At 66.0% G+C, this 21,481-nt stretch carries 18 protein-coding genes and 1 pseudogene; 11 read left to right on the forward strand and 8 right to left on the reverse strand.

Annotated elements, in window-relative coordinates:
- Nucleotides 1-191 precede the first annotated feature (191 nt).
- Entirely contained in the window at nt 192-1,727 is a 1,536-nt protein-coding gene (locus ACVWW1_RS22415; protein ID WP_456657460.1) for a 4-hydroxyphenylacetate 3-hydroxylase family protein, read from the reverse strand.
- 81 nt (nt 1,728-1,808) lie between these two features.
- Here ACVWW1_RS22415 and ACVWW1_RS22420 point away from each other — a divergent pair, with 81 nt between their 5' ends.
- Nucleotides 1,809-2,432, forward strand: coding sequence for a TetR/AcrR family transcriptional regulator (locus ACVWW1_RS22420; RefSeq protein ID WP_456657461.1), 624 nt, complete (start codon nt 1,809-1,811; stop codon nt 2,430-2,432).
- 152 nt (nt 2,433-2,584) lie between these two features.
- Here ACVWW1_RS22420 and ACVWW1_RS22425 read toward each other — a convergent pair whose 3' ends face one another.
- Together ACVWW1_RS22425 and trhA are read right to left on the reverse strand one after the other, a co-directional pair.
- Nucleotides 2,585-3,379, reverse strand: a complete 795-nt coding sequence (locus ACVWW1_RS22425; protein WP_456657462.1) for an SDR family oxidoreductase — start codon at nt 3,377-3,379, stop codon at nt 2,585-2,587.
- Nucleotides 3,380-3,599: 220 nt separating this feature from the next.
- Entirely contained in the window at nt 3,600-4,292 is a 693-nt protein-coding gene (gene trhA, locus ACVWW1_RS22430; RefSeq protein WP_456657463.1) for a PAQR family membrane homeostasis protein TrhA, read from the reverse strand.
- A gap of 180 nt (nt 4,293-4,472) precedes the next feature.
- Between trhA and ACVWW1_RS22435 the strand changes: the two genes are divergently transcribed.
- Together ACVWW1_RS22435 and ACVWW1_RS22440 are read left to right on the forward strand one after the other, a co-directional pair.
- Nucleotides 4,473-5,936 carry a YcjX family protein gene (locus tag ACVWW1_RS22435; RefSeq protein WP_456657464.1) on the forward strand — a complete coding sequence of 488 codons (1,464 nt, stop codon included), beginning with the start codon at nt 4,473-4,475 and terminating at the stop codon, nt 5,934-5,936.
- Nucleotides 5,933-6,964 carry a YcjF family protein gene (locus ACVWW1_RS22440; protein ID WP_456657465.1) on the forward strand — a complete coding sequence of 344 codons (1,032 nt, stop codon included), beginning with the start codon at nt 5,933-5,935 and terminating at the stop codon, nt 6,962-6,964. The genes ACVWW1_RS22435 and ACVWW1_RS22440 overlap by 4 nt, the downstream gene beginning before the upstream one ends.
- Nucleotides 6,965-7,080: 116 nt before the next feature.
- Here ACVWW1_RS22440 and ACVWW1_RS22445 read toward each other — a convergent pair whose 3' ends face one another.
- The gene (locus ACVWW1_RS22445; protein ID WP_456660651.1) at nt 7,081-8,598 is read right to left on the reverse strand and encodes a glycosyltransferase family 39 protein; all 1,518 of its coding nucleotides are present in this window, start codon (nt 8,596-8,598) and stop codon (nt 7,081-7,083) included.
- A gap of 217 nt (nt 8,599-8,815) precedes the next feature.
- Here ACVWW1_RS22445 and ACVWW1_RS22450 point away from each other — a divergent pair, with 217 nt between their 5' ends.
- The 5 genes from ACVWW1_RS22450 (at nt 8,816) to ACVWW1_RS22470 (ending at nt 13,197) form a co-directional block, all read left to right on the forward strand.
- Nucleotides 8,816-10,561, forward strand: coding sequence for an adenylate/guanylate cyclase domain-containing protein (locus tag ACVWW1_RS22450; protein WP_456657466.1), 1,746 nt, complete (start codon nt 8,816-8,818; stop codon nt 10,559-10,561).
- Nucleotides 10,562-10,723: 162 nt separating this feature from the next.
- A complete protein-coding gene (locus ACVWW1_RS22455; RefSeq protein WP_176529489.1) occupies nt 10,724-10,951 on the forward strand; it encodes a hypothetical protein in 228 nt (75 codons plus the stop codon).
- Between the two features lie 239 nt (nt 10,952-11,190).
- Nucleotides 11,191-12,390 (forward strand): SorA family sulfite dehydrogenase catalytic subunit, encoded by a 1,200-nt coding sequence (gene sorA, locus ACVWW1_RS22460; protein WP_456657467.1) that lies wholly within the window; start codon nt 11,191-11,193, stop codon nt 12,388-12,390.
- Between the two features lie 11 nt (nt 12,391-12,401).
- On the forward strand, nt 12,402-12,713 hold the full coding sequence (gene sorB / locus ACVWW1_RS22465; RefSeq protein WP_456657468.1) for a SorB family sulfite dehydrogenase c-type cytochrome subunit: 312 nt from the start codon (nt 12,402-12,404) through the stop codon (nt 12,711-12,713).
- Between the two features lie 283 nt (nt 12,714-12,996).
- Nucleotides 12,997-13,197, forward strand: coding sequence for a cold-shock protein (locus ACVWW1_RS22470; protein WP_163149424.1), 201 nt, complete (start codon nt 12,997-12,999; stop codon nt 13,195-13,197).
- Between the two features lie 261 nt (nt 13,198-13,458).
- Here the strand turns inward: ACVWW1_RS22470 and ACVWW1_RS22475 are convergent, their stop codons facing one another.
- Nucleotides 13,459-14,025: a hypothetical protein gene (locus tag ACVWW1_RS22475; RefSeq protein ID WP_456660652.1), complete on the reverse strand. Its 567-nt coding sequence runs from the start codon at nt 14,023-14,025 to the stop codon at nt 13,459-13,461.
- 188 nt (nt 14,026-14,213) lie between these two features.
- Nucleotides 14,214-14,678: an Lrp/AsnC ligand binding domain-containing protein gene (locus ACVWW1_RS22480; protein ID WP_176529485.1), complete on the reverse strand. Its 465-nt coding sequence runs from the start codon at nt 14,676-14,678 to the stop codon at nt 14,214-14,216.
- 127 nt (nt 14,679-14,805) lie between these two features.
- Between ACVWW1_RS22480 and putA the strand changes: the two genes are divergently transcribed.
- The 3 genes from putA (at nt 14,806) to ACVWW1_RS22495 (ending at nt 19,581) form a co-directional block, all read left to right on the forward strand.
- Nucleotides 14,806-17,817, forward strand: coding sequence for a bifunctional proline dehydrogenase/L-glutamate gamma-semialdehyde dehydrogenase PutA (putA, locus tag ACVWW1_RS22485; protein ID WP_456657469.1), 3,012 nt, complete (start codon nt 14,806-14,808; stop codon nt 17,815-17,817).
- Between the two features lie 302 nt (nt 17,818-18,119).
- Complete coding sequence (locus ACVWW1_RS22490; RefSeq protein WP_456657470.1) at nt 18,120-19,325, forward strand: CaiB/BaiF CoA transferase family protein; 1,206 nt, start codon at nt 18,120-18,122, stop codon at nt 19,323-19,325.
- Between the two features lie 61 nt (nt 19,326-19,386).
- Entirely contained in the window at nt 19,387-19,581 is a 195-nt protein-coding gene (locus ACVWW1_RS22495; protein WP_456657471.1) for a hypothetical protein, read from the forward strand.
- 61 nt (nt 19,582-19,642) lie between these two features.
- Here ACVWW1_RS22495 and ACVWW1_RS22500 read toward each other — a convergent pair whose 3' ends face one another.
- Together ACVWW1_RS22500 and ACVWW1_RS22505 are read right to left on the reverse strand one after the other, a co-directional pair.
- Nucleotides 19,643-19,807: a hypothetical protein gene (locus tag ACVWW1_RS22500; RefSeq protein ID WP_456657472.1), complete on the reverse strand. Its 165-nt coding sequence runs from the start codon at nt 19,805-19,807 to the stop codon at nt 19,643-19,645.
- A gap of 101 nt (nt 19,808-19,908) precedes the next feature.
- Nucleotides 19,909-21,457, reverse strand: a pseudogene (locus ACVWW1_RS22505) (hypothetical protein).
- Between the last annotated feature and the right edge of the window lie 24 nt (nt 21,458-21,481).

Below are 21,481 nucleotides of genomic sequence, written 5' to 3' on the forward strand. Positions count from 1 at the left end.
AGAGCAAAGCACGATGGAGCATGACTAGTCGATCTTGCGGCAGACTGCCTGCACCTTTCCCGCTTGCGGGGGAGGTCGCATCGCATTGAAAATGCGATGCGGGTGGGGGCTCCTTCCACGGTGTGGCTCGCGGAGAGAGCCCCCACCCCAGCCCTCCCCCGCAAGCGGGAGAGGGAGCCTGACGGGGATGCTCACCTCACGAGATCAGGCACCCGCTCCGATGGCGCCGGCACCTCGCAGCCGGTGGCGCAGCAGCGGCCGGGCTGCTTCGACACCCGCTGCCCCTCGTCGACAAGGCCGCGGCCGAGCAAATTCTCGACCAGCTCGGCCTTGTCCATCACCGGATAGTTGCGCCAGATCTCGCGCTTCATCGCCTCCGGCGAACCGCCGCCGTGCAGTGAGATCACGGAGTACCAGCCGGCTTCGTGCGACACCGTGAGGTCCTCGATCAGCCGCGCCACCTCGGCGCGCTGCTCGGCCGGAATATCGGGCCGCCCGCCCATGACAGCGGCGAGCGAGGCACGCGTCTCCGGATTGTGGTCCTCGTCGGGACCCGGCAGCGCGACGATCAGCCCGCCGGAGACGTAATGCGCGACGCGGTGCATGTCGTAGATCTTGGTCGCCAGCAGCAGCTTGCCGATGTTGGAGAATACCGCATCCGGCATCACCGAGCCGGCCGGATCCTTCGTGCAGTAGACCGAGGACGCGACGCCGCAGGCATAGAAGCTCTCGGTGATGGTGATCAACTCGACCATCGCATCGCGGATATGCGCGTGCTTCTCGGCATCGAGCCCGTTGGCCTCGATCATCAGGGCGCCGGCGCCGATCAACAGATCGCCGAAGCCGGCACGCGCGCCGATGCAGGAATGGCGGTGATGCGTGGCGTAGGACGTGGTGAGGAAGCCGCCCTCCTCGGTCTCGCCGGCGAGGAAGACGCGGTCATGCGGCACGAACACGTCGTCGAACATCACGACGCCGACCGACTGGCCATACTTCGCCGAGAATTTCGCCGATGCATCGCCGGGCCGGCCCGCCGGGCGCGCGACGATGGTGACGCCGGGCGCATCGACGGGCACGGCGCAACAGACCGCAAAATCCTTGTCATCGGGCACATGGGTCCGGCACGGCATGACCAGGAATTCGTGCATGTAGGGCGCGCCGGTCACGATCGCCTTGGTGCCGCGGATCACGATGCCGTCGGGACGGCGCTCCTTGATGTGAACATAGACGTCCGGATTGGCTTGCAGGCCCGGGCGCTTGGAGCGATCGCCCTTCGCATCGGTCATGGCGATGCCGAGCGTCAGGTCCTGGTCCTGCACCTCGTGCAGATAATTGAGGAAGCGCTGGCTGTAGTCCGTGCCGTGGCGATCGTCGGTCAGCTTCGTCGCCTGATAGAGGCCGTTCAGTGCATCATGGGCGAGGTAGCGCTGGGCGCAGCCCGACGTCCTGCACACCAGCCGCACCGCCTCGAGCTTGTAGAGCAGGTCCTGCGAGCTCTCATTGATGTGGAGCATCCGGTTGACGGTCTTGCCCGAAGTGCCCTGCCGCGCCGTCATGATCGGCGCGTGCTCGGCGCGATGCGCGAAATCGTAGGTCACGCCGACACCCGCCACGCCCGGCGCCAGCAACGGCTCGTCGGCGACGCTCGCCACGGCCTCGCCGTTCACAAACACCCGCGGCTTGTAGCGGCGCAGGGATTCCCGGTAGTCCGCGGCCGTCATCAGCATGGCGCTTCTCCCTTGCTCATTTATTCTAACACCGTTAAATTATCTGATGCTGTTAGAATTGAGTCAAGAACGGATTCGCCGATGCAGATGCGCGAGAGCAGGAAGGAAGCGGTCAGCCGCCACAAGCGGGAGCTGATCCTCGATGCGGCGCGTAGCGTGTTCGTCGAGGAAGGCCTCGAGGGCGCGAGCCTGCGGGCGATCGCGACGCGGGCCGGCTACACCCCGGCGGCGCTGTATTTCCATTTCGATTCAAAGGAAGCGATCTATGCCGAGGTGCTGCGACAATCGCTGGCCTCGCTCGGCGATGCCGTCAGCGCGGCGGTCGCCACGACGCGCGGCGCCAAACAGAGGCTGCACGCCGCCGGCATGGGCTTCTTCCGCTATTATGCGGACCATCCGCGCGACCTCGATCTGGGCTTCTACCTGTTCCGCGGCGGCATGAAGCCCGCCGGGCTCGGCCATGATCGCGACCACGAACTGAACGCCGCGCTGGAAGCCGCGCTGCATCTGCCGATCGCCGAAGCCGCCGAGGCGCTCGGCGCGTCCAGGCAGAAGGCGAACACCGTGATGGTGGATTGCTTCGCGCACGCCACCGGCCTGCTGCTGTTGCTGCACACCGGCCGCATCAGGATGTTCGGTGCCTCCGCTCCCGATTTGATGGACGCCTATCTGCGCGACAAGATCGCGCAGCTCGGCAAGGTGTGAGGATGGCACCGGCGCAAGTTTCGTAGCCCGGATGAAGCGGAGCGAAATCCGGGATTTGTGCGCGCACGCTCGACCCGGATTACGCTGCGCTGCATCCGGGCTACGTATCTCGAGATTCCGGGTTCGCTTCGCGCCCCCGAAATGACCTTCGGTCACTTCCCGTGCGCTTCCCGCATCTTGGCCTGGATCTTGGCCATGCCGCCGATCCAGCGGTCGTAGTTCTCGGTCTTCTTGCGCATGTAGCCCAGCACCTGCGGGTGCGGCAGGATCAGGAAGGTCTCCTGCTCGATGCCCTTGAGCGCATCCTGCGCGACCTGCGCGGCGGAGAGATCGCCGTCGCCGGATTGCGGCCCCCTCGGGATCGAGCGCAGCATCTTGGTATCGACGCCCTGCGGGCAGAGGATCGAGACCTTGATGTTGTCGGCGCGGTGCGAGATCGCGAGGTTTTCCGCAAAGCCGACCGCGGCGTGCTTGGTGGTCGAATAGGCCGGGCTGCCGACCTGCGACAGCAGGCCCGCGGCCGAGATCGTGTTGAGGAAGTAGCCGCCGCCGCGAGCCTTCATGCGCGGCACCAGATGCCGTGCGGCATAGACATGCGCCATCACATGGATCGCCCAGCTCCGCGACCACGGCTCGTCCGAGGTGCCGCCGGCATTTTTCGACAGCGGATCGAAGCCGCCGCCGATGCCGGCGTTGGAGCAGAACAGCGCGATCGGACCGAACATGCGCTCGGTCTCGTCGATCACGTGCAGGATGTTCTTCTCCTGCCCGACATCGCACTTGAACGCGGCGCCGCCGACCGAGGCCGCGACCTGCTCGGCCGCCGCATGGTCGAGGTCGACTACCACGACCTTGGACGCACCCGCGGCGTGGAACGCCTCGCACAACGCCTTGCCGATGCCATTGCCACCGCCGGTGACCACCACGACTTTACCTGCCACCTGCATGGCTATCCTCCCGATTTCTTTGCTTGAGCGCTGTCACGTTGCTCACCCATCTATCTATCCCGTCATCCTGAGGAGCGCGGAGCGCGTCTCGAAGGATGCACGGCCCGGCTGGTGGCGTCGACCCTTCGAGACGCGCGTGCCGCGCTCCTCAGGGTGACGGGAGAGAGCAGGACGGGCCTACGGGCTTATGATAGCCCATCCGCCGCGGATGGCGAGAACTTCAGCTCGCCAGCACGACGTCGAACACCGCCGTATAATGGCAGGCGGCCCCGAGCAGCACGAAGCCGTGCCAGATCGCGTTCTGGAAGCGCAGCCGCCGCCAGGAGTGGAAGATCACCCCGAAGCTGTAGAGAATGCCGCCCGCCAGCACGAAGCCGAGCGCCTTCGCCGGCAACGCCTTCACGACGGCGTCGTGGAGCATGATGCCGCTCCAGCCCATCGCAAGATAAAGCCCGACCGCGAGCCGGTCGAAGCGGCCGGGATAGGCGAGCTTCAGCCAGATGCCGACGATCGCGACACACCACACGCCGATCAGCAGCGCGATGGCGAAAATGCTGTCCTTCAGTTCCACGATGAACGGCGTGTAGGTCGCGGCGATCAACAAATAGATCGCGGAGTGATCGAAGCGCCGGAGGATCCATTTGGCGCGCGAGACCGGCCAGAGATTATAGGTCGCCGACAACGTCAGCATCGCGAGCAGGCCCGCGACATAGACCGAGACCACCGCAATATCGAACGGACCGGCATAGACCGCGGTCAGCACGATCAGCGCGGTGGCGGCAACCAGCCCGAAACAGACGCCGACGAGATGAACGACGCCGTCGGCGATCAGTTCGGCGCGGTCGTAGTTCCACAGCGCGGCGCCGGCCGCGTGGATCGAGGTCGAGATTTGCTTCAGGCGAAAGACCGTCATGCAGGCTTTCCGGTGTGCCGATTTGACCATGGGGTGGCGTGACGCGCTCAATCCCCCTGCAATCCCTCGCCCGCAAAGGCGCCGGAAATGTGAAGCTTGATTTTGGCCCGATAATCGCCACCTTGCGGGTGATCGCCCGCCTCTTTGGCTCCTCCTGCCGGGTCTTTTCGTTAACCCTCCATGCCCCCCCGCTTCTCTGATATCGTCGAGGAAGCGCGTCTGTCGGCGCGGGCACTGCTCGACTATAGCGAGGGCCTTTTCAAGCCGACGGTGCGGCTCGGCGTCACCGGCTTGTCGCGGGCCGGCAAGACCGTGTTCATCACGGCGCTGGTGCATGGCCTGACCCGTGGCGGCCGCTTCCCGGTGTTCGAGGCCTATACCTCGGGGCGGATCGCGCGCGCCTATCTCGCCCCGCAGCCCGACGATGCGGTGCCGCGCTTTGCCTATGAGAACCATGTCCGCACCCTGATCGAGGAGCGGAGCTGGCCGAACTCGACCACCGACATCTCCGAGCTCCGGCTCGTGATCGAGTATCAGCGGCAAAATGGCGCGGACCGCACGCTGACCCTCGACATCGTCGACTATCCCGGCGAGTGGCTGCTCGACCTGCCGCTGCTGAACAAGAGCTACGAGCAATGGTCGGCGGAGAGCCTGGCGCTGTCGCGCGAGCCGTTGCGTGCAAAGCTCGCGGCGCCCTGGCACGCCCATCTCGCCACGCTGAAGCCCGAGGCCAAGGAGGACGAGCAGGCCGCCCGCGCCGAAGCAAGACTGTTCACCGATTATCTGCGCGCCTGCCGCGACGAACGCTTCGCGATGAGCTTGCTGCCGCCCGGTCGCTTCCTGATGCCGGGCAATCTCGCCGATACGCCGGCGCTGACCTTTGCGCCGCTCGACGTGCCCGTGGACGGCAGCGCGCCCGACGGCTCGCTATGGGCGATGATGCGGCGGCGTTACGAGGCCTACAAGGACGTCGTGGTGCGGCCGTTCTTCCGCGACCACTTCGCGCGGCTCGATCGCCAGATCGTGCTCGCCGATGCGCTTGCCGCATTCAATGCCGGCCCCGAGGCGCTGCACGATCTCGAGGCGGCGCTCGCCGGCATCCTCGACTGCTTCCGGATCGGCCGCGGCACGATCCTGAGCGCGCTGTTCCGGCCGCGCATCGACCGCATCCTGTTCGCGGCGACCAAGGCCGACCATCTGCACCACCAGAGCCACGACCGGCTGGAAGCCGTGCTGCGGCGGATCGTGGCCAGGGCCACCGAGCGCGCCGAATATGCCGGCGCTGCCATCGACGTGGTGGCGCTCGCCGCGGTGCGCGCCACGCGCGAAGCGCAGGTCGCACGCGGCCGCGACCGGCTACCATCGATCCTCGGCACGCCGGCACCGGGCGAGGTCGCCAATGGCGGGACGCTGGATGGCGAAACTGAAGTTGCGACCTTTCCGGGCGACCTGCCCGACAATCCGGAGGAGCTGTTCAACGGCGGATTCCGCGGCCTCTCGAGCGCCGGCGCCGAGGCCGCCGATTATCGTTTCCTGCGCTTCCGGCCGCCGAAGCTGGAACGAGGCGGCGATGCGGAGCCGGCGCTGCCTCACATCCGCCTTGACCGCGCCCTCCAGTTCCTGATCGGAGACAAACTGCAATGAACGAGAAGACGCCCCCGCGGCGGCCGGCGACGTTCAAGCTCGACGATCCCGGCGTGGTCGTGATGGATCCCGACGACAACAGCCGCCTCAGCCGCGGCACGATCCAGATCGTCCCCGAAGCCGAGCCCGCGCAGCTCCCGGTGCCGGTCGATACGCCGCTGCTGCCGGCGCGCCGCGGCTTCCGCTCGGGCACGCTGTTCTGGAGCGCGGTTGCGGGCCTTGTGGTGCTCGGCACCGGGCTTGGCGTGATCAACCTGGTCGAGGATCTGTTCGCGCGCAACGAAGGCCTCGGCGTCCTCGGGCTCGGGCTCGCCGTCATCGCCACGGTGGCGCTGGCCGTCGTGACCACGCGCGAGCTGGTCGGCCTGGCGCGGCTGGCGACCATCGAGAAGCTGCATCTGCGCGCGGCTGAGGTGCTGATCAGCGACGACCGCACCGCGAGCCGGGCTGTTGTCGCCGACCTGCTCAAACTCGCACACCAGACCCCGCAGCTCGCCCGCGCCCGCAGCGCATTGCAGAGCCACACCGACGACATCATCGACGGCGCCGACATGATCCGCCTCGCCGAGCGCGAACTGATGGCGCCGCTCGACGAGGAGGCGCGGCGGCTGGTGTCGACGGCCGCGCAGCGCGTCTCGGTCGTCACCGCGGTCAGCCCGCGCGCGATGATCGACGTGCTGTTCGTGTTCGTGGCGAGCTTGCGGATGATCCGGCAGCTGGCGCGGCTCTATGGCGGCCGGCCCGGCGCGCTCGGCATGATCCGCCTGCTGCGCCATGTCATTGCGCATCTCGCGATCACCGGCGGCATGGCCGCGAGCGACAGCCTGATCCAGCAGATGCTCGGCCACGGCATCGCGGCCAAACTGTCACAACGCCTCGGCGAAGGCATGCTCAACGGCCTGTTGACCGCCCGCCTCGGCCTCGCCGCGATCGACGTCACCCGCCCGCTCCCCTTCAACGCCCTGCCGCGTCCGGCACTGACCGATCTGGCGAAGGACCTGATCCGCAAGCGCGAGGAAGAGGAATAGCAGTCTTCGCCTCGCCCCGCTTGCGGGTAGAGGCCGGAATTTTCGCGAAGCGCAAATTCCGGGTGAGGGGGAGTATCCGCGGGTCCAACTCTCACCGTCCTCGCGGAGACTCCCCCTCATCCCGACCTTCTCCCCGCACGCGGGGAGAAGGAGAAGGCCAGCACCCGCCAGCGGAAGAACGTGGTGTCCGGCGGCGGCGACAGATCGGGTGTCCAGCCGCTGATCTTCTCCAGCGCATAGGTGTCCATCACCATGCCGCGCCAGCTGCGCGTCACGCGCTCCAGCGACTGGCGCACCGCTGATGTCTCGCTCCATAGCGGCAGGTTGTTCTCGGGCTCGCGCCCGACATAGATGCCGACGTGATCCCTGATCAAGCTGATGCCGGGATCGGCAAAGCCCTGGAAGCGGCCGCGCTCATTGACCTCGATCACCGGCACCCGCCCGCGCAGCATCCAGCGCAGCATCGCATAGGTGCGATAATCCGTGGTCGCGACCCAGGTCGCGCCGGTCGCCTGCACCTGCGCCAGGGTATGCGCGGCCACCACATCATAGCCCGCCTCGGTGCCGATCGGATCGGTGCGGCCGATCAGATTCCACGGCGCGAACATGTAGTAGAGGAAGACGCAGACGACGAAGACGATGCCCGATGTGATCGCAGTCCGCGCCCAGGAGACGGTCGATTTGATGAGCCCGAGCGACCAGCCCTCGAACGGCATCCGCGTAACGTTGATGGCGACCGCCGCAAAGCCCGCCGGCCACAGGAACATCGGCCAGGTGTCGCCGACCCGCAAGGTCAGCGACTTCCAGAGGAAATAGACGAACGGCACCAGCACCGCGGTTGCAAGCAGGATCGCGACCGGCTCGCGCCCGACATAGCCGCGCCATGCCGTCAGCACTGTCCCGAACAGCGTTACCGGCAGCAGCACGAAGCCGACGAGGCCGAACTGCATGCCGATGAACTCGCCGAGCGTACGGAACGTGAGATCGCGCTCGGCGGTGGCACGCACCGCCTGGAAGCGGAACGAGGCCCAGTCGTGCTCCGCATTCCAGATCAGCACAGGCGAGAACACGACGATCGCGATCAGCGCGGCGAGGTAGGGATACGGGCTGCGCAGCCAGCGCCAGCGCCAGTCCGGCACCAGCGCAAAGGCGAGCACCGCCGGCGCGAACATGATCGCGGTGAATTTCGACAGCAGCGACAGCCCGGCGAACAGCCCTGCGGCGAGCCACCAGCGCCCGTCATTGCTTTGCGCGAGCCGCACCAGCGACCACAACATTGCAACCGAAAACGGGATCAGCGCCGTGTCGGGCGCGACCTTGGCCATTAACAACCCGTAATACAGCGCGGCCTCCGGCAGCAGCAGCGCCAGCATCACGGCACGGACATTGTTTGACGTCACGCGGCGGACGATGTCGGCGAGCAGGAGCTGGGTGGCCAGCATCGCCACGATGCCACCGAGGCGGACGCCGAGATTGGTGTCGCCGAGGATCGCTGTGCCAAAACGGATGAACCAGGCGACCATCGGGGGATGGTCGAGGAAGGACAGCACGTTCTCCTTCGACCAGGTCCAGTAATAGGCCTCGTCGGTGCGCAGATCGAGCGCATGGGCATAGACCAGCCGCATCGCGGTCATGGCGACGATCACGGCGATGACGCCACGCCAATCCGGCGCGCGCGAACGGGCCGGCTTAACGCTGATGTTATCGGCTCCGGATTGGGCTCGGGCTATCGTCACGGCGCTTTTTGTTCGACTCTTAACGGAGTGTCAACGTGCCGCACGGCCCGCTACCGCGGCCCGTCCGGACCCGCGGTGGTGTTCAGCGCGGGAATTAAGCACTAGAATTGCCGATATGAATCACATGGCCTCCCCCTCGCGCGAGCATTTGCAGGACATGGCCCGCGGCGTCGGCCAGCGGCAGGTTCGCCTGGTCACGGGGGCGATCATGTTCGCCTATCTGATCAGCCATTTCCTCAACCACGCGCTCGGCAATATCTCGACCGAGGCGATGGCGATCGGGGTGCACTACCACACCAAATTCTGGCAGTTCCTGCCGGTCGCGATCGTGTTCTATGGCGCCTGCCTGGTACATACCGGGCTCGGGATCTGGGCGCTGTATCAGCGCCGCGAGTTCCACTGGAAGGCGATCGAGCCGCTGCAGCTCACGCTTGGCCTCAGCATCCCGATGCTGATCGTCGCGCACGTCGTCGGTGTGCGGCTCGGCAAGACCCTGTACGGACACGAGAAGCTCTACCCGCAGGAGCTGTACACGTTCTTCATCGCCTCGCCGAACCGGCTGTGGCTGATGCTGGCGGTACTGCTGATCGCCTGGGTGCATGGCTGCATCGGCCTGTATTTCTGGCTGCGGCTGCGTGCGTTCTTTACGCGCGCCGCGCCGTTCCTGCTCGCCGCAGCCGTGCTGATCCCGACGCTGGCGATACTCGGCATCTATCAGGCCGGCCGCGCCACCATCGCCGACTACCAGGATTCCGACTGGCGGCGCGAGGAGCTCTCGGTGCAGAAGCTCGGGACGGCGGCCCAAGGGACCACGCTCGAGAAGATCACGGATGACCTGACGTCCGGCTATCTCGCCCTGCTCGGCCTCGTGCTGCTGGCGCGGGGCGCGCGTGCCCTGCTTGAGCGCCGCGGCGGCATGATCGCGCTGTCCTATGGCAACGGCCGCACGCTGCGCGTGCCGAAGGGATTGAGCGTGCTGGAAGCGAGCCTGCGCTACAACGTGCCGCATGCGAGCGTCTGCGGCGGCCGTGCGCGCTGCTCGACCTGCCGCATCCGCATCATCGGCGATCACGCCGCCCTCCCCGAGCCTTCCCCGCGCGAAGCCTTCGTGCTGCACCGGGTCGGCACCGACGATCCGTCGATCCGGCTGGCCTGCCAGTTGCGGCCGACCACCGACCTGGCCTTCTTTCAGCTGTTCCTGCCGCACACGATGTCGGCCAATGCGCACGCCTCCAATCCGACGCGGGTCGGCCAGGAGCGTTATCTCGTCAGCATGTTCGTCGACATGCGCGGCTCGACGCAGCTTGCCGAGAAGCGGCTGCCGTTCGACACCGTGTTCATCGTCAACCGCTTCCTCGGCGCGGTGTCGCAGGCGGTGCTGGAAGCCGGCGGGCGGCCCAACCAGTTCATCGGCGACGGCATGCTGGCGCTGTTCGGGCTCACCACCGACCGGCAGGTGGCCTGCCGCCAGGCGCTGCGCGCGGCGGCGCTGATCGCAGCCAATATCGACGAGCTGAACCAGTTCCTGAGCCACGATTTGCGCGAGCCGATCCGCTTCGGCATCGGCATCCATGGCGGCGAGGTGATCGTGGGCGATATCGGCTATCGCGACCACATGGTGTTCACCGCGCTCGGCGACGCCGTCAACGTCGCGGCACGGCTGCAGGACATGACGAAGGCGCTGGCCTGCGAGGCGATCATCTCCGACGAGGTGCGCGTCACCGCCGGCCTTGCCGACGATGCCCTGCCGGCGCAGGAGGTCGCGATCCGCGGCCGCAACGAGCCGATGACCGTGCGCACCGTCGAGGCGACGCGCGGCCTGTCCACGCTGGTCGATGACCGGCACGCCGTCGCGGCCTGACCGGTTCATCTCCCACTTCACCGAATGTGACCTGCCGCACATCCGAAGCTGCGTTGAGCGGAGATGCTCGAACGTGCCCGGTGCCGGATGCGACTGACTGGCGATGGGTAACACTGCAACCGCGCCGCGACAGAGTTCAACGCGCATCTGAAGGAGACGACCATGCTTCGCAAAGTCACGCTTGCTCTCGCGACTGCCGCAACGCTTGCTGCCGCCGCGCTGGCGCCGACCTCGGCTTCGGCCAAGCCGTTCTTCTGGCATCCGTATCACCATCACTTCTGGGGTGGCCCGGGCATCTCCGTCGGCTTCGTCGATTCCGGCTGCTACGTCACCCGCCTGGTGATGACGCCCTATGGCTATCGCTATCGCACCGTGAACGTCTGCTACTGATCCAGCCTTCTTGATGGAAATGCCCCGGTCGCCGCATGCGACCGGGGCTTTTCGTTGTTGCGACGCAACGCCAAAGCACGATGAGATTTAGGGTGGATGGACGCTGCGAAAGCTCAATTGACTTGCAGTTGTCAGGTGCGACATTTGTCGCCGCGCGCACTCCATGATGCGAACGCGCGCAAGGCAAGGTGAGTCTGGTGATGACCAGCTCACGACAGAACAGCTTCGGAGGAAGCGGAATGCTCGATCGACGAGACTTGATGAAGCGCGCCGGATTGGCCGCTTTGGTGACGGGGTTGGGATCAAGGGGCGCATTCGCCCTCGACACCGTGACGCTGCCTTTCGGCAATGGCGAACGGCCGCTGGTGCGCTACCCGCAGAAGCGCCCGATGATCGGCCTGACCGCCCGGCCGCCGCAGCTGGAAACGCCCTTTGCGGTCTTCAACGACGGCCCGCTCACGCCGAACAACGCGTTCTTCGTCCGCTACCACCTCGCCGGCATCCCCTACGATCTCGATCCGGATAAGTTCACGCTCGAGATCAAGGGCAAGGTCGACAAGCCGCTGAAGCTCTCGCTGAAGGAGATCCGGAAGCTGAAGGCTGTCGAGCTCGTCGCCGTCAACCAGTGCTCCGGCAACAGCCGCGGCTTCTTCAATCCGCGCGTCGCCGGCGGTCAGCTCGGCAACGGCGCGATGGGCTGCGCACGCTGGCACGGCGTGCCGCTGAAGACCGTGCTCGACATGGCCGACGTGCAGGCCGGCGCCAAGCAGGTCACCTTCAATGGCATGGACGGTCCGGTGATGGATACGACGCCTGACTTCGTGAAGGCGCTCGACATCGACCATGCGCGCGACGGCGAGGTGATGCTGGCCTGGGGCATGAACGGCGAGGACCTGCCATTCCTCAACGGCTTCCCGCTCCGCCTCGTGGTGCCCGGCTATTACGGCACCTATTGGGTGAAGCACCTCAACGAGATCACCGTGATCGACAACGTCTTCGAGGGCTTCTGGATGAAGTCGGCCTACCGGATTCCGGACACGCCGAACAATGCGGTCGAGCCCGGCACCGCACCAAAGGCGACGATCCCGATCAACCGCTTCACGGTGCGCTCGTTCATCACCAGCGTTGCCGACGGCGCCAAGCTGAAGGCCGGCCGCACCACGCTGCGCGGCATCGCCTTCGACGGCGGCAAGGGCATCAAGGAGGTCGCAGTCTCGATCGACGGCGGCAAGAGCTGGACGCCGGCCAAGCTCGGCAAGGATCTCGGCAAATACGCCTTCCGCGAATGGAAGCTGAAGGTGGCGCTCCCGGCGGGCCCCTCGGACCTGAAGGTGCGCGCCACCAGCAATGCCGGCGACACCCAGCCGATGGATCCGCTGTGGAATCCCGCCGGCTATCTGCGCAACGTCGTCGAAACCGTGCGCGTCACCGCGGCGTGAGGAGAAGCATCATGACCAGCAAGCTGCTTGCCTCCCTCGCCGCGATCGCCGCACTGTCGATCGGGGCTACGATGGCCGCGCCCGTGAACTACACGCTTCCCGAGGAGGCCGCGGCCTTCAAGCCGGGTCCCAACCTCGACGTGGTGCAGAACAACTGCACCGCCTGCCACTCGGCCGACTACATCAAGACCCAGCCGCAGGGCGAGAAGTTCAAGAAGGACTTCTGGCAGGCCGAGGTAACCAAGATGATCAAGGTCTACGGCGCGCCGATCGACCAGGCCGACGTCGGCAAGATCGTCGAGTATCTTTCCGCGACCTATTGAGACCGCGGCCTGTCCATTGCCCGCGCGCCGGCCGGACGCCCGCGCGCGGGGCTATTGATCCATTCGGTTCAGTGGAACCGATCTTTTTTGCAGCGCATCAATTGACCACGAAACAGGCAATCCGGCTCCAAAACCCTGCAAAGCAGGTTGTTTCCGGGCAAAAACACACCGTGGTTTGATCTACCCAGCTTTTTTCAAACTGCTATCCTGTGCGGTACGGACAAGCCGGTTTGTGCGGGGACCGACTGGTCTGTTTTCGATTGATTCCGCGGAGACGACTGGAATGCCCAAAGGTACAGTGAAGTGGTTCAACCCGACCAAGGGTTACGGATTCATCCAGCCCGCATCGGGCGGCAAGGACATTTTCGTGCATATTTCAGCAGTTCAGAAGGCCGGTCTTCAGAGCCTCAACGAAGGCCAGTCTGTTGAATACGAAGAAATTGCCAATCGCGGCAAGACATCAGCCGAGAACCTCAAGGTCTAGCGCACCGCGCCAGATCCAGCGGCGCACTCTCGGACAAAACGATCCGGGAGTGAGGGCCGATCCAACATCACACGACGTGACGTTCGGCGGGGCGGGCACGGCGCCCGCGCGCCACGGCGTTAAACCCTTTTTGGCCACCATCAAGCGCGGGCCGCTATTGGCCATTTGACCGTCACATCCGGGCATCGCCCTATTGCTGTGGCCCGTCGCGCGTGAGCGTCACAGACAATCGCGGGCATGCATGCAGAAACGGTCAGCCGTTCAATCTTCCGTCACCCATTTGGCGACGGTCATGACGTCAGGCGGTTGCAGATAGCCGCGAGGCCAGAGATCGACGGCCCATTCCACCTTGGTCGCGCGTTCGAGCAGAACGGCGGTGTTGTGCGGCGTTTGTCCCAGCGAAAATCCGCGATAGTGGGGATCCCCGACGTCGTGAAACTTGAACAGGTTCCACGACTGCATCACCAGCATCAGACTGGTCGTGTTGCGGGTGGTGTCCCAGCAATCGTAATTGTGCTTGTCGTCGTTGGCGCGGAAGTCCGCTTTCGCCACGCGCTTGTCGGTGCCGAGGATCGGCCCCATCCGGCGGTCGAACCAGATCACGGCCTTTTGCACGGCGGCGCGTTCGGCGGCGGCGTTGGCGCGGCCCGTGGCCATGATCCTGGTCAGGGCCGCCCGGTCGGCCGCACTGAAGTCGAGCATCTCGCGGCGCCGGCAGACGAAGCCGTAGCACACCGTCATCGTCGAGGCCGACGGTGGATAGATCGAGACCGATGTATAGAGCTGCATGATGCCGGAGCTGAACTCGGCCGCGCGGGACGGCGTCATCGCGGACAGGGACAAGATGGCCGCGCATAACGCGCCGGCAACCCCGGTTCGCTTCGCACCTATCGGCTGATTGGCATCGTCCATGTCGCGGCCCCCACAACTGAGGGGAGAATTATCGCGGGTGCGTCGCGATGCCAAGACATCCTGCGTACATCCTGCGCATGGCTGTGGATCAGATCCGGAGCCTGTCAGCCGACCGGCAGCGGCGCGTCGCGCTTGACTTCCTCCATCACCGCGTAGGTTCGCGTCTCGCGCACGCCCGGCAGCGCCAGCAGGGTCTCGCCGAGAAACCTGCGATAGGCGGTCATGTTGGCGACGCGCGCCTTGACCAGATAGTCGAACCCGCCGGCCACCATGTGACACTCCAGCACTTCCGGCGCGGTCTGGACGGCCCTGGCGAACTTCTCGAATACGTCGGGGGTGGTCTTGTCGAGCAGCACCTCGACAAACACCAGGAGGCCGAGCCCGAGCCGGTGCGGATTGAGCCGCGCGCCATAGCCTTCGACGAAACCATCGCGCTGCAGCCGCTTCAGCCGCTCGCCGACCGAGGTCGGCGACAGGCCGATCCGCTCAGCCAGCTCCACATTGGCAATCCGGCCATCCCCTTGCAGGATCGAGAGGATTTTGCGGTCGATCTTATCTATGTCTGTCATATCTACGGCAATACTCTAGTTGGTCCTGATTTCCTAAGGCAAATCTGCTAATTTGTCTATCGAACTACGGTCCACGGGCGCGTAGGTATTCCCGTGCAACCCTCGAGGAACCGCCCAAGGAATCGTCATGCTCGACCCATCCCCGCTCCCGCCGCCGTTCAGCGCGCCCTACGCCCCCGACGACGCCGCCATCGCCGGCCGCCTGCGCCAGGATGCCAGGCTCAGCGCGGAGGCTGAGGCCCGGATCGATCGCAGCGCGACGCACCTGATCGAGGCGATCAGGGCCAACGACGATCCGCTCGGCGGGGTCGAGGACATGCTGCGCGAGTTCGCACTCTCGACCAAGGAGGGGCTGGCGCTGATGGTGCTGGCGGAGGCGCTGCTGCGGGTGCCCGACGCGCGCACCGCCGACCAGTTCATCGAGGACAGACTCGGCCAGGGCGACTTCGTCAACCACGAGACCAGGTCGAGCGCGTTCCTGGTCAACGCCTCGGCCTGGGCGCTCGGCATGTCGGCGCGCGTGATCCATCCCGGCGAAACACCGCAAGGAACGATAGGCCGGCTGACGAAGCGGCTCGGTGCCCCCGCGGTGCGTGCCGCGACGCGGCAGGCGATGCGGCTGATGGGCAGTCATTTCGTGCTCGGCGAGACCATCGAGGCGGCGCTGTCGCGCGCGCAATCACACACGGCGCGCGGCTCGCGCTATTCCTTCGACATGCTTGGCGAGGGCGCCCGCACCGCCGACGATGCCCATCGCTATTTCGAATCCTACGCCCGCGCGATCGACGCGATCGGCAAGGCGGCCGGCGATCAGGCCCTGCCCGACCGGCCCGGCATCTCCGTCAAACTCTCCGCGCTGCATCCGCGCTTCGAGGCGGTCAGCCACGCGCGGGTGATGACCGAGCTGGTGCCGCAGCTCATCGATCTTGCGCGCCGTGCCAAGGCGTTCGACCTCAACTTCACCGTCGACGCCGAGGAAGCCGACCGGCTGGAGCTGTCGCTCGACGTCATCGCGGCTGCGTTCGCCGACCCGTCGCTCGCCGACTGGAGCGGCTTTGGGCTCGCGATCCAGGCCTATCAGAAGCGCGCTGCCGACGTCATCGACTATGTCGACGCGCTGACGCGCGCACTCGACCGCAGGATGATGGTACGCTTGGTCAAGGGCGCCTATTGGGACACCGAGATCAAGCGCGCGCAGGAGCGCGGCCTTGGCGGCTATCCGGTGTTCACCCGCAAGGCGATGACCGATCTGAATTACGTCGCCTGCGCGCGCAAGCTGCTGGCGCTGCGGCCCCGGCTGTTCCCGCAATTCGCCACCCACAACGCGCTGACGGTCGCGACCATCCTCGAACTGTCAGACGATCCCGCGAGCTTCGAATTCCAGCGGCTGCACGGCATGGGCGACGCGCTGTACGCGCAGCTCGGCGACGACAGGCCGGAGATCGCCCACCGCACCTATGCGCCGGTCGGCAGCCACCGCGACCTGCTCGCCTATCTGGTGCGCCGGCTGCTCGAGAACGGCGCCAACTCGTCCTTCGTGGCGCTGGCCGCGGATAATCGCGTATCCATCGTGGACCTGCTGCGCCGCCCGGCCGAGATCATCGGCGCCGACACCAACGCTGCTCACTCCGGAATTCCATTGCCGGCCGATCTCTACAGGCCGCAGCGCGAGAATTCGCACGGCATCGAGTTCGGCGAGCGAAAGGCGCTCGACGCGCTGACGTCTTCGATTGCCGTAGAACCCAAGGTCGCGTCCGGCATGGTTGCGACATCGACGGTCGAGCAGGCGAATGCCGCGGTCGTCGCCGCGCGCGGTGGCTTCAAGGCGTGGGACGGCACGCCGGCCACCCGACGTGCGGCGATCCTCGACAAGGCCGCGGACCTGCTCGAGCAGCGCCGCGCGCACTTCCTCGCCTTGCTGCAGAGCGAAGGCGGCAAGACGCTCGACGACGCGCTCTCGGAGGTGCGTGAGGCGATCGACTTCTGCCGCTACTATGCGGCGCTGGGCCGGAAGCTGTTCGGGCAAGGCGAGGCGATGCCCGGGCCGACCGGCGAGAGCAACGTGCTGGAGTTGCGCGGCCGCGGCGCATTCGTCGCGATCTCGCCGTGGAATTTCCCGCTCGCGATCTTCCTCGGCCAGGTGACGGCGGCGCTGATGGCCGGCAATGCGGTGATCGCAAAGCCCGCCGAGCAGACGCCACGCATCGCGGCTGAGGCCGTCGCGCTGCTGCACGAAGCGGGCGTGCCGGCATCGGCCCTGCATCTGGTCCAGGGCGATGGCACGGTCGGCGCCGCGCTGGTCGGACATCCCGCCATCGCCGGCGTGGTCTTCACCGGCTCGACGGAGGTGGCGCGATCGATCAACCGCACGCTTGCGGCCAAGGATGGCCCGATCGTGCCGCTGATCGCCGAAACCGGCGGCATCAATGCGATGATCGTCGACGCCACCGCGCTCCCCGAGCAGGTCGCCGACGACGTCGTCACCTCGGCGTTCCGCTCCGCCGGCCAGCGCTGCTCGGCGCTGCGGCTCCTGTTCGTGCAGGACGACGTCGCCGACCGCATGATCGAGATGATCGCGGGCGCCGCGCACGAATTGAAGATCGGCGATCCCTCGCAGCCATCGACGCATATCGGACCTGTGATCGATGCAGAGGCCAAGCAGCGGCTCGATGCGCATATCGCACGGATGAAGAAGGAGGCGCGGGTGCATCTTGCCGGCGATGCCCCGGCTGGCAATTTCGTCGCGCCGCATATCTTCGAACTGTCGGCCGCAAGCCAGCTGCGTGAGGAGGTGTTCGGCCCGATCCTGCATGTCGTGCGTTACCGCGCCGAGCGGCTCGGCGAGGTACTTTCTGCGATCGAGGCAACTGGATTTGGGCTGACGCTCGGCATCCATTCCCGCATCGACGACACGATCGAGCACGTGATCGACCGTCTCCAGGTCGGCAACATCTATGTCAACCGCAACATGATCGGCGCGGTCGTCGGCGTGCAGCCGTTCGGCGGCAGCGGCCTCTCCGGCACTGGCCCCAAGGCCGGCGGCCCGCACTACCTCACGCGCTTCGCAACCGAGCAGACGGTGACGACCAACACCGCCGCCGCCGGCGGCAATGCAGCGCTGATGGCGGGAGTGGAGTGAGAGCATGCACCCTCCCCTGAAGGGGGAGGGTCGACTCGCATTGAGCGAAGCGAAATGTGAGTCGGGGTGGGGTGATCTCTCCGCATGGGCACCATGCGAGTGGAAAGACCGTCACCCCACCCCGCCGCTCATTTCATTCGCGTCGACCCTCCCCCTCCAGGGGAGGGCAAAAGGGAGGGTAAGAAAGTGCCGTTGCATCGTGTCCCCGAGATGGGTCAAATGGCGGTCCGATCGGGATCATCGCACACGATAATTCCAGCTACCGGAAAAACACCAACAAGCGCCACGGGAGCGACGGCACGATGGAAAAAGGCATTTTTGACGGGCTCAAGGTCCTGGACTGCGCGAGCTTCATCGCGGCGCCCGCGGCCGCCACCGTGCTGTCCGACTTCGGCGCCGACGTCATCAAGATCGAGCCGCCGGGCGCCGGCGATCCCTACCGCAATCTGCCCAACCTGCCCGGCTACCCCGCGAGCGAGCACAATTTCGCGTGGATGCTCGAGGCCCGCAACAAGAAGAGCCTTGCGCTCGACCTCACCAAACCGGACGCGCAGCAGGTGCTCTACAAGCTCGTCGCCGAGGCCGACGTGTTCATCACCAACATGCCGCCGCAGGTGCGCCAGAAGCTCGGCATCACCTACGATCACCTTGCCCATCTCAACGACCGGCTGATCTACGCCTCCTTCACCGGCTATGGCGAGAAGGGCGAAGAGGCCAACAAGCCCGGCTTCGACTCCAACGCCTATTGGGCCCGCTCCGGCCTGATGGATCTGGTGCGCGCCGACGAGGACACCACGCCGGCCCGCTCGGTGGCCGGCATGGGCGACCACCCCTGCGCGATGGCGTTCTACGGCGCGATCGTCACCGCGCTGTTCCAGCGCGAGAAGACCGGCAAGGGCTCGCATGTCTCGACCAATTTGATGGCCAACGGCGTCTGGGCCAACGGCGTGCTGGCGCAGGCCAAGCTCGCCGGCGCCAAGTTCAAGAAGCGCAAGCCGCGCGAAGAGGCGCTGAACGCCGTCACCAATCACTACAAGTGCAAGGACGGCCGCTGGCTGATCCTGTCGCTGCTCAACGAGGACCGGCAGTGGCCGACGCTGGCGCGCTGCATGGGCCGTGAGGACCTCGTCGCCGATGTTCGCTTTGCCACCAAGGCGGACCGCCATGCGCGCTCGATCGAGCTGATCAAGATCTTCGACGAGGTGTTCGCCGGCAAGGATCTCGCCGAATGGCGCAAGATCCTCGACGGCAACGGCCTCGTATTCGGCGTCGTCGGCATCCTCGACGACATCCCGAACGACAAGCAGATGATCGAGAACGAGGTGCTGGTGCGCTTCGAGAACGACACCATGCTGACCGTCAACAGCCCGATCTTCATCGACGGCGCCAAGAAGGTGCAGCCGCGCAAGCCGCCCGAGGTCGGCGAGCATTCCGACCAGATCCTGCGCCAGGCCGGCTACGACGAGGCCACGATCCAGAAGCTGCGCGCGTCCGGCGCGGTGGCGTAGCCGGAGCTGACGCTGCTCCTTCTCGCTCGTCCCGCTCTAGCACGTCGGCAACAACGCCTTCATGATCGGGGCGCGGCCCACCGTGTCGGATTTCTCGATGATGGCCTATCTGCATTATCCGGGCAGCGAGGCCGGCTACGATTTCGCGACCAGCCATCCCAATATCAGCGCCTGGCTCGGCCGCATCGCCGCCCTGCCCGGCTGGAAGTCGGCCTATGACCTGTTGCCCGGTCCGCACCTAAAGCACTACGCTTAAGTTTTGACGCGTTTCGTTCACGCGAACCAGTACCCACTTCGCTTGAAAACGCTATGGCGGATCAGCGCTTCAGCCAGGACCAGACCAGGGCCACGGCAATAGTGCCGACGATGACCGCGAGCCCGATCGCCCAGCTGCTGACGCGGACGGCGCTCACCGCCTGACGCTCGGCCTCGTTGGCAGCGATCTCGCGGTTGCGCTGCTTGTCCTGCTCGGGAGCACTCATCGGGCCGATCTCCGCTCAAGGGCTGGGCTGTTCAGGTCGTGGTCGCGAACCGCAATGTAGCATCAAACAATGACGCGCAGCCGCTTCGGTTCCGACTGGAATTACCGGCCCTTCACGAAGCACATGCCCATCCGTGAGGTCTTCCCCGCGACCTGGCAGGCGAGGCCTTCGGCGCAGGTCCAGCCGCGAAAGCTGCGGTCGGTCTCGGCCGGCCTGGCGCCCGGCAGATAGCAATGCGCGCCCCAGCCGTCGCTGTATTCGGTGCCGGCAAGCTCGGCGCCGGCGCGTAGTTGCGGCCGGTTGGAGAAGCCGCGCGAGAAGTCCGGCGCCTTGCCGTCGCGGAAGCTTGCGAGAATATCGCGGCGCCGAGGTTGGTCGCCGAAGAAATGCGGCGAGGCCGGCACCACGGTGGAGTTCGACGGTTTTTGCCGCCATCCAGTCGACGCCGGGGAAATGGAAGCCGCCAATGCCGCGGGTCTGGTGGCAGCCCGCGCAGGTGACATCGTTGAGGCGCCGCTCGAAGCCGGCCAGCGACTGGATGTTTTGCAGCTTCGTTCCGTCGGCCGCGGCCTTCTGCAACGCGCCGACGACGTCACCTTCCGAGAACACCGCATTGCCGGCCGCCCCCTCGCCCTGCACCAACCCGTACTCGGGCTCCAGGTCGCTGACGTCAAAGCCGGTCGGGGTCGGCGCAACCGCGCCGCTTGCGAGGAATTTGTCGGGGATCAGCAAGGTGCCGCGATCGAGCTCGGCAAAATGCTTGGGATCGAGCAGCCATGTCTTGAAGTCACGCTTCAGCGCCTCGTCGGCGATAACGCGATCGCGATCGATCTGGTTCTCCAGCGGCGCCTCGACAAAGCGTTTCGCCCCGTCGTCATAGTCGAACACTTTCAGGAGATAGTCGGTGCGGAAGTCGCGCACCGCCGATTTCGGCGCGTGCGCGATCTGCAGATTGGTCTCGATCCGATCGATATTCCGCGCATCGATCAGATCGAGCGGACCGTCCTTGCCGAACAGTTTGTCTATCGCCGGCGGTGCGCTGCCGGTCGCGAGCCAGCGCCGCGCGATCTCGCGGCAGGTCAGCAACGCGTCGTTGCCATTGCCCTTCGCCTTCAGCACCAGGTTCAGCGTCATCGGCAGCCGCTGCGACACCGCGTTCTCGCCGATCAGCGGCACGTCGGTGCGGGTCAGCCGGTAGATCAGCCGGATCTCGCCGCAATCTTTCGGCGCCACATAGGCGCGGTCCATGCGATTGACGATGCCTGCGAGCACGAAGCGAACGTCAGCGGATTCAAACAGCGCGCGATCGAACAGCTGGAACGCAAAGCTGTCGCCGACGCCGATGCTCTCGTTCGGCAGGCTTACTCTGTGCTTCGCGACATAGCCATTGAACTCGCGATCGAGCGCCTCGCGCACCGGCACCATCGCAGGCAACCCGAACAGATCGCGGTTCGACAGCGGCGTGTCGGCGGAACGCTCCGGCGCGAGCATCCGGCCGAGACTGAGGCGGCCATGATCGAACTCGCGCAGGATCGCGGGATCGATCACCGCCGTGCCGCGCTCGAGCGCGCGATCCTCCGCGGCACGCGCAGGCACGGCGCCACCGAACAGAACGGACATCATCAGGAGGCATTTCAGCGCGCGGCTCATGCCTCACTAACACCGCACCGCAAA

The sequence above is a fragment of the Bradyrhizobium sp. JR3.5 genome, assembly GCF_054057015.1.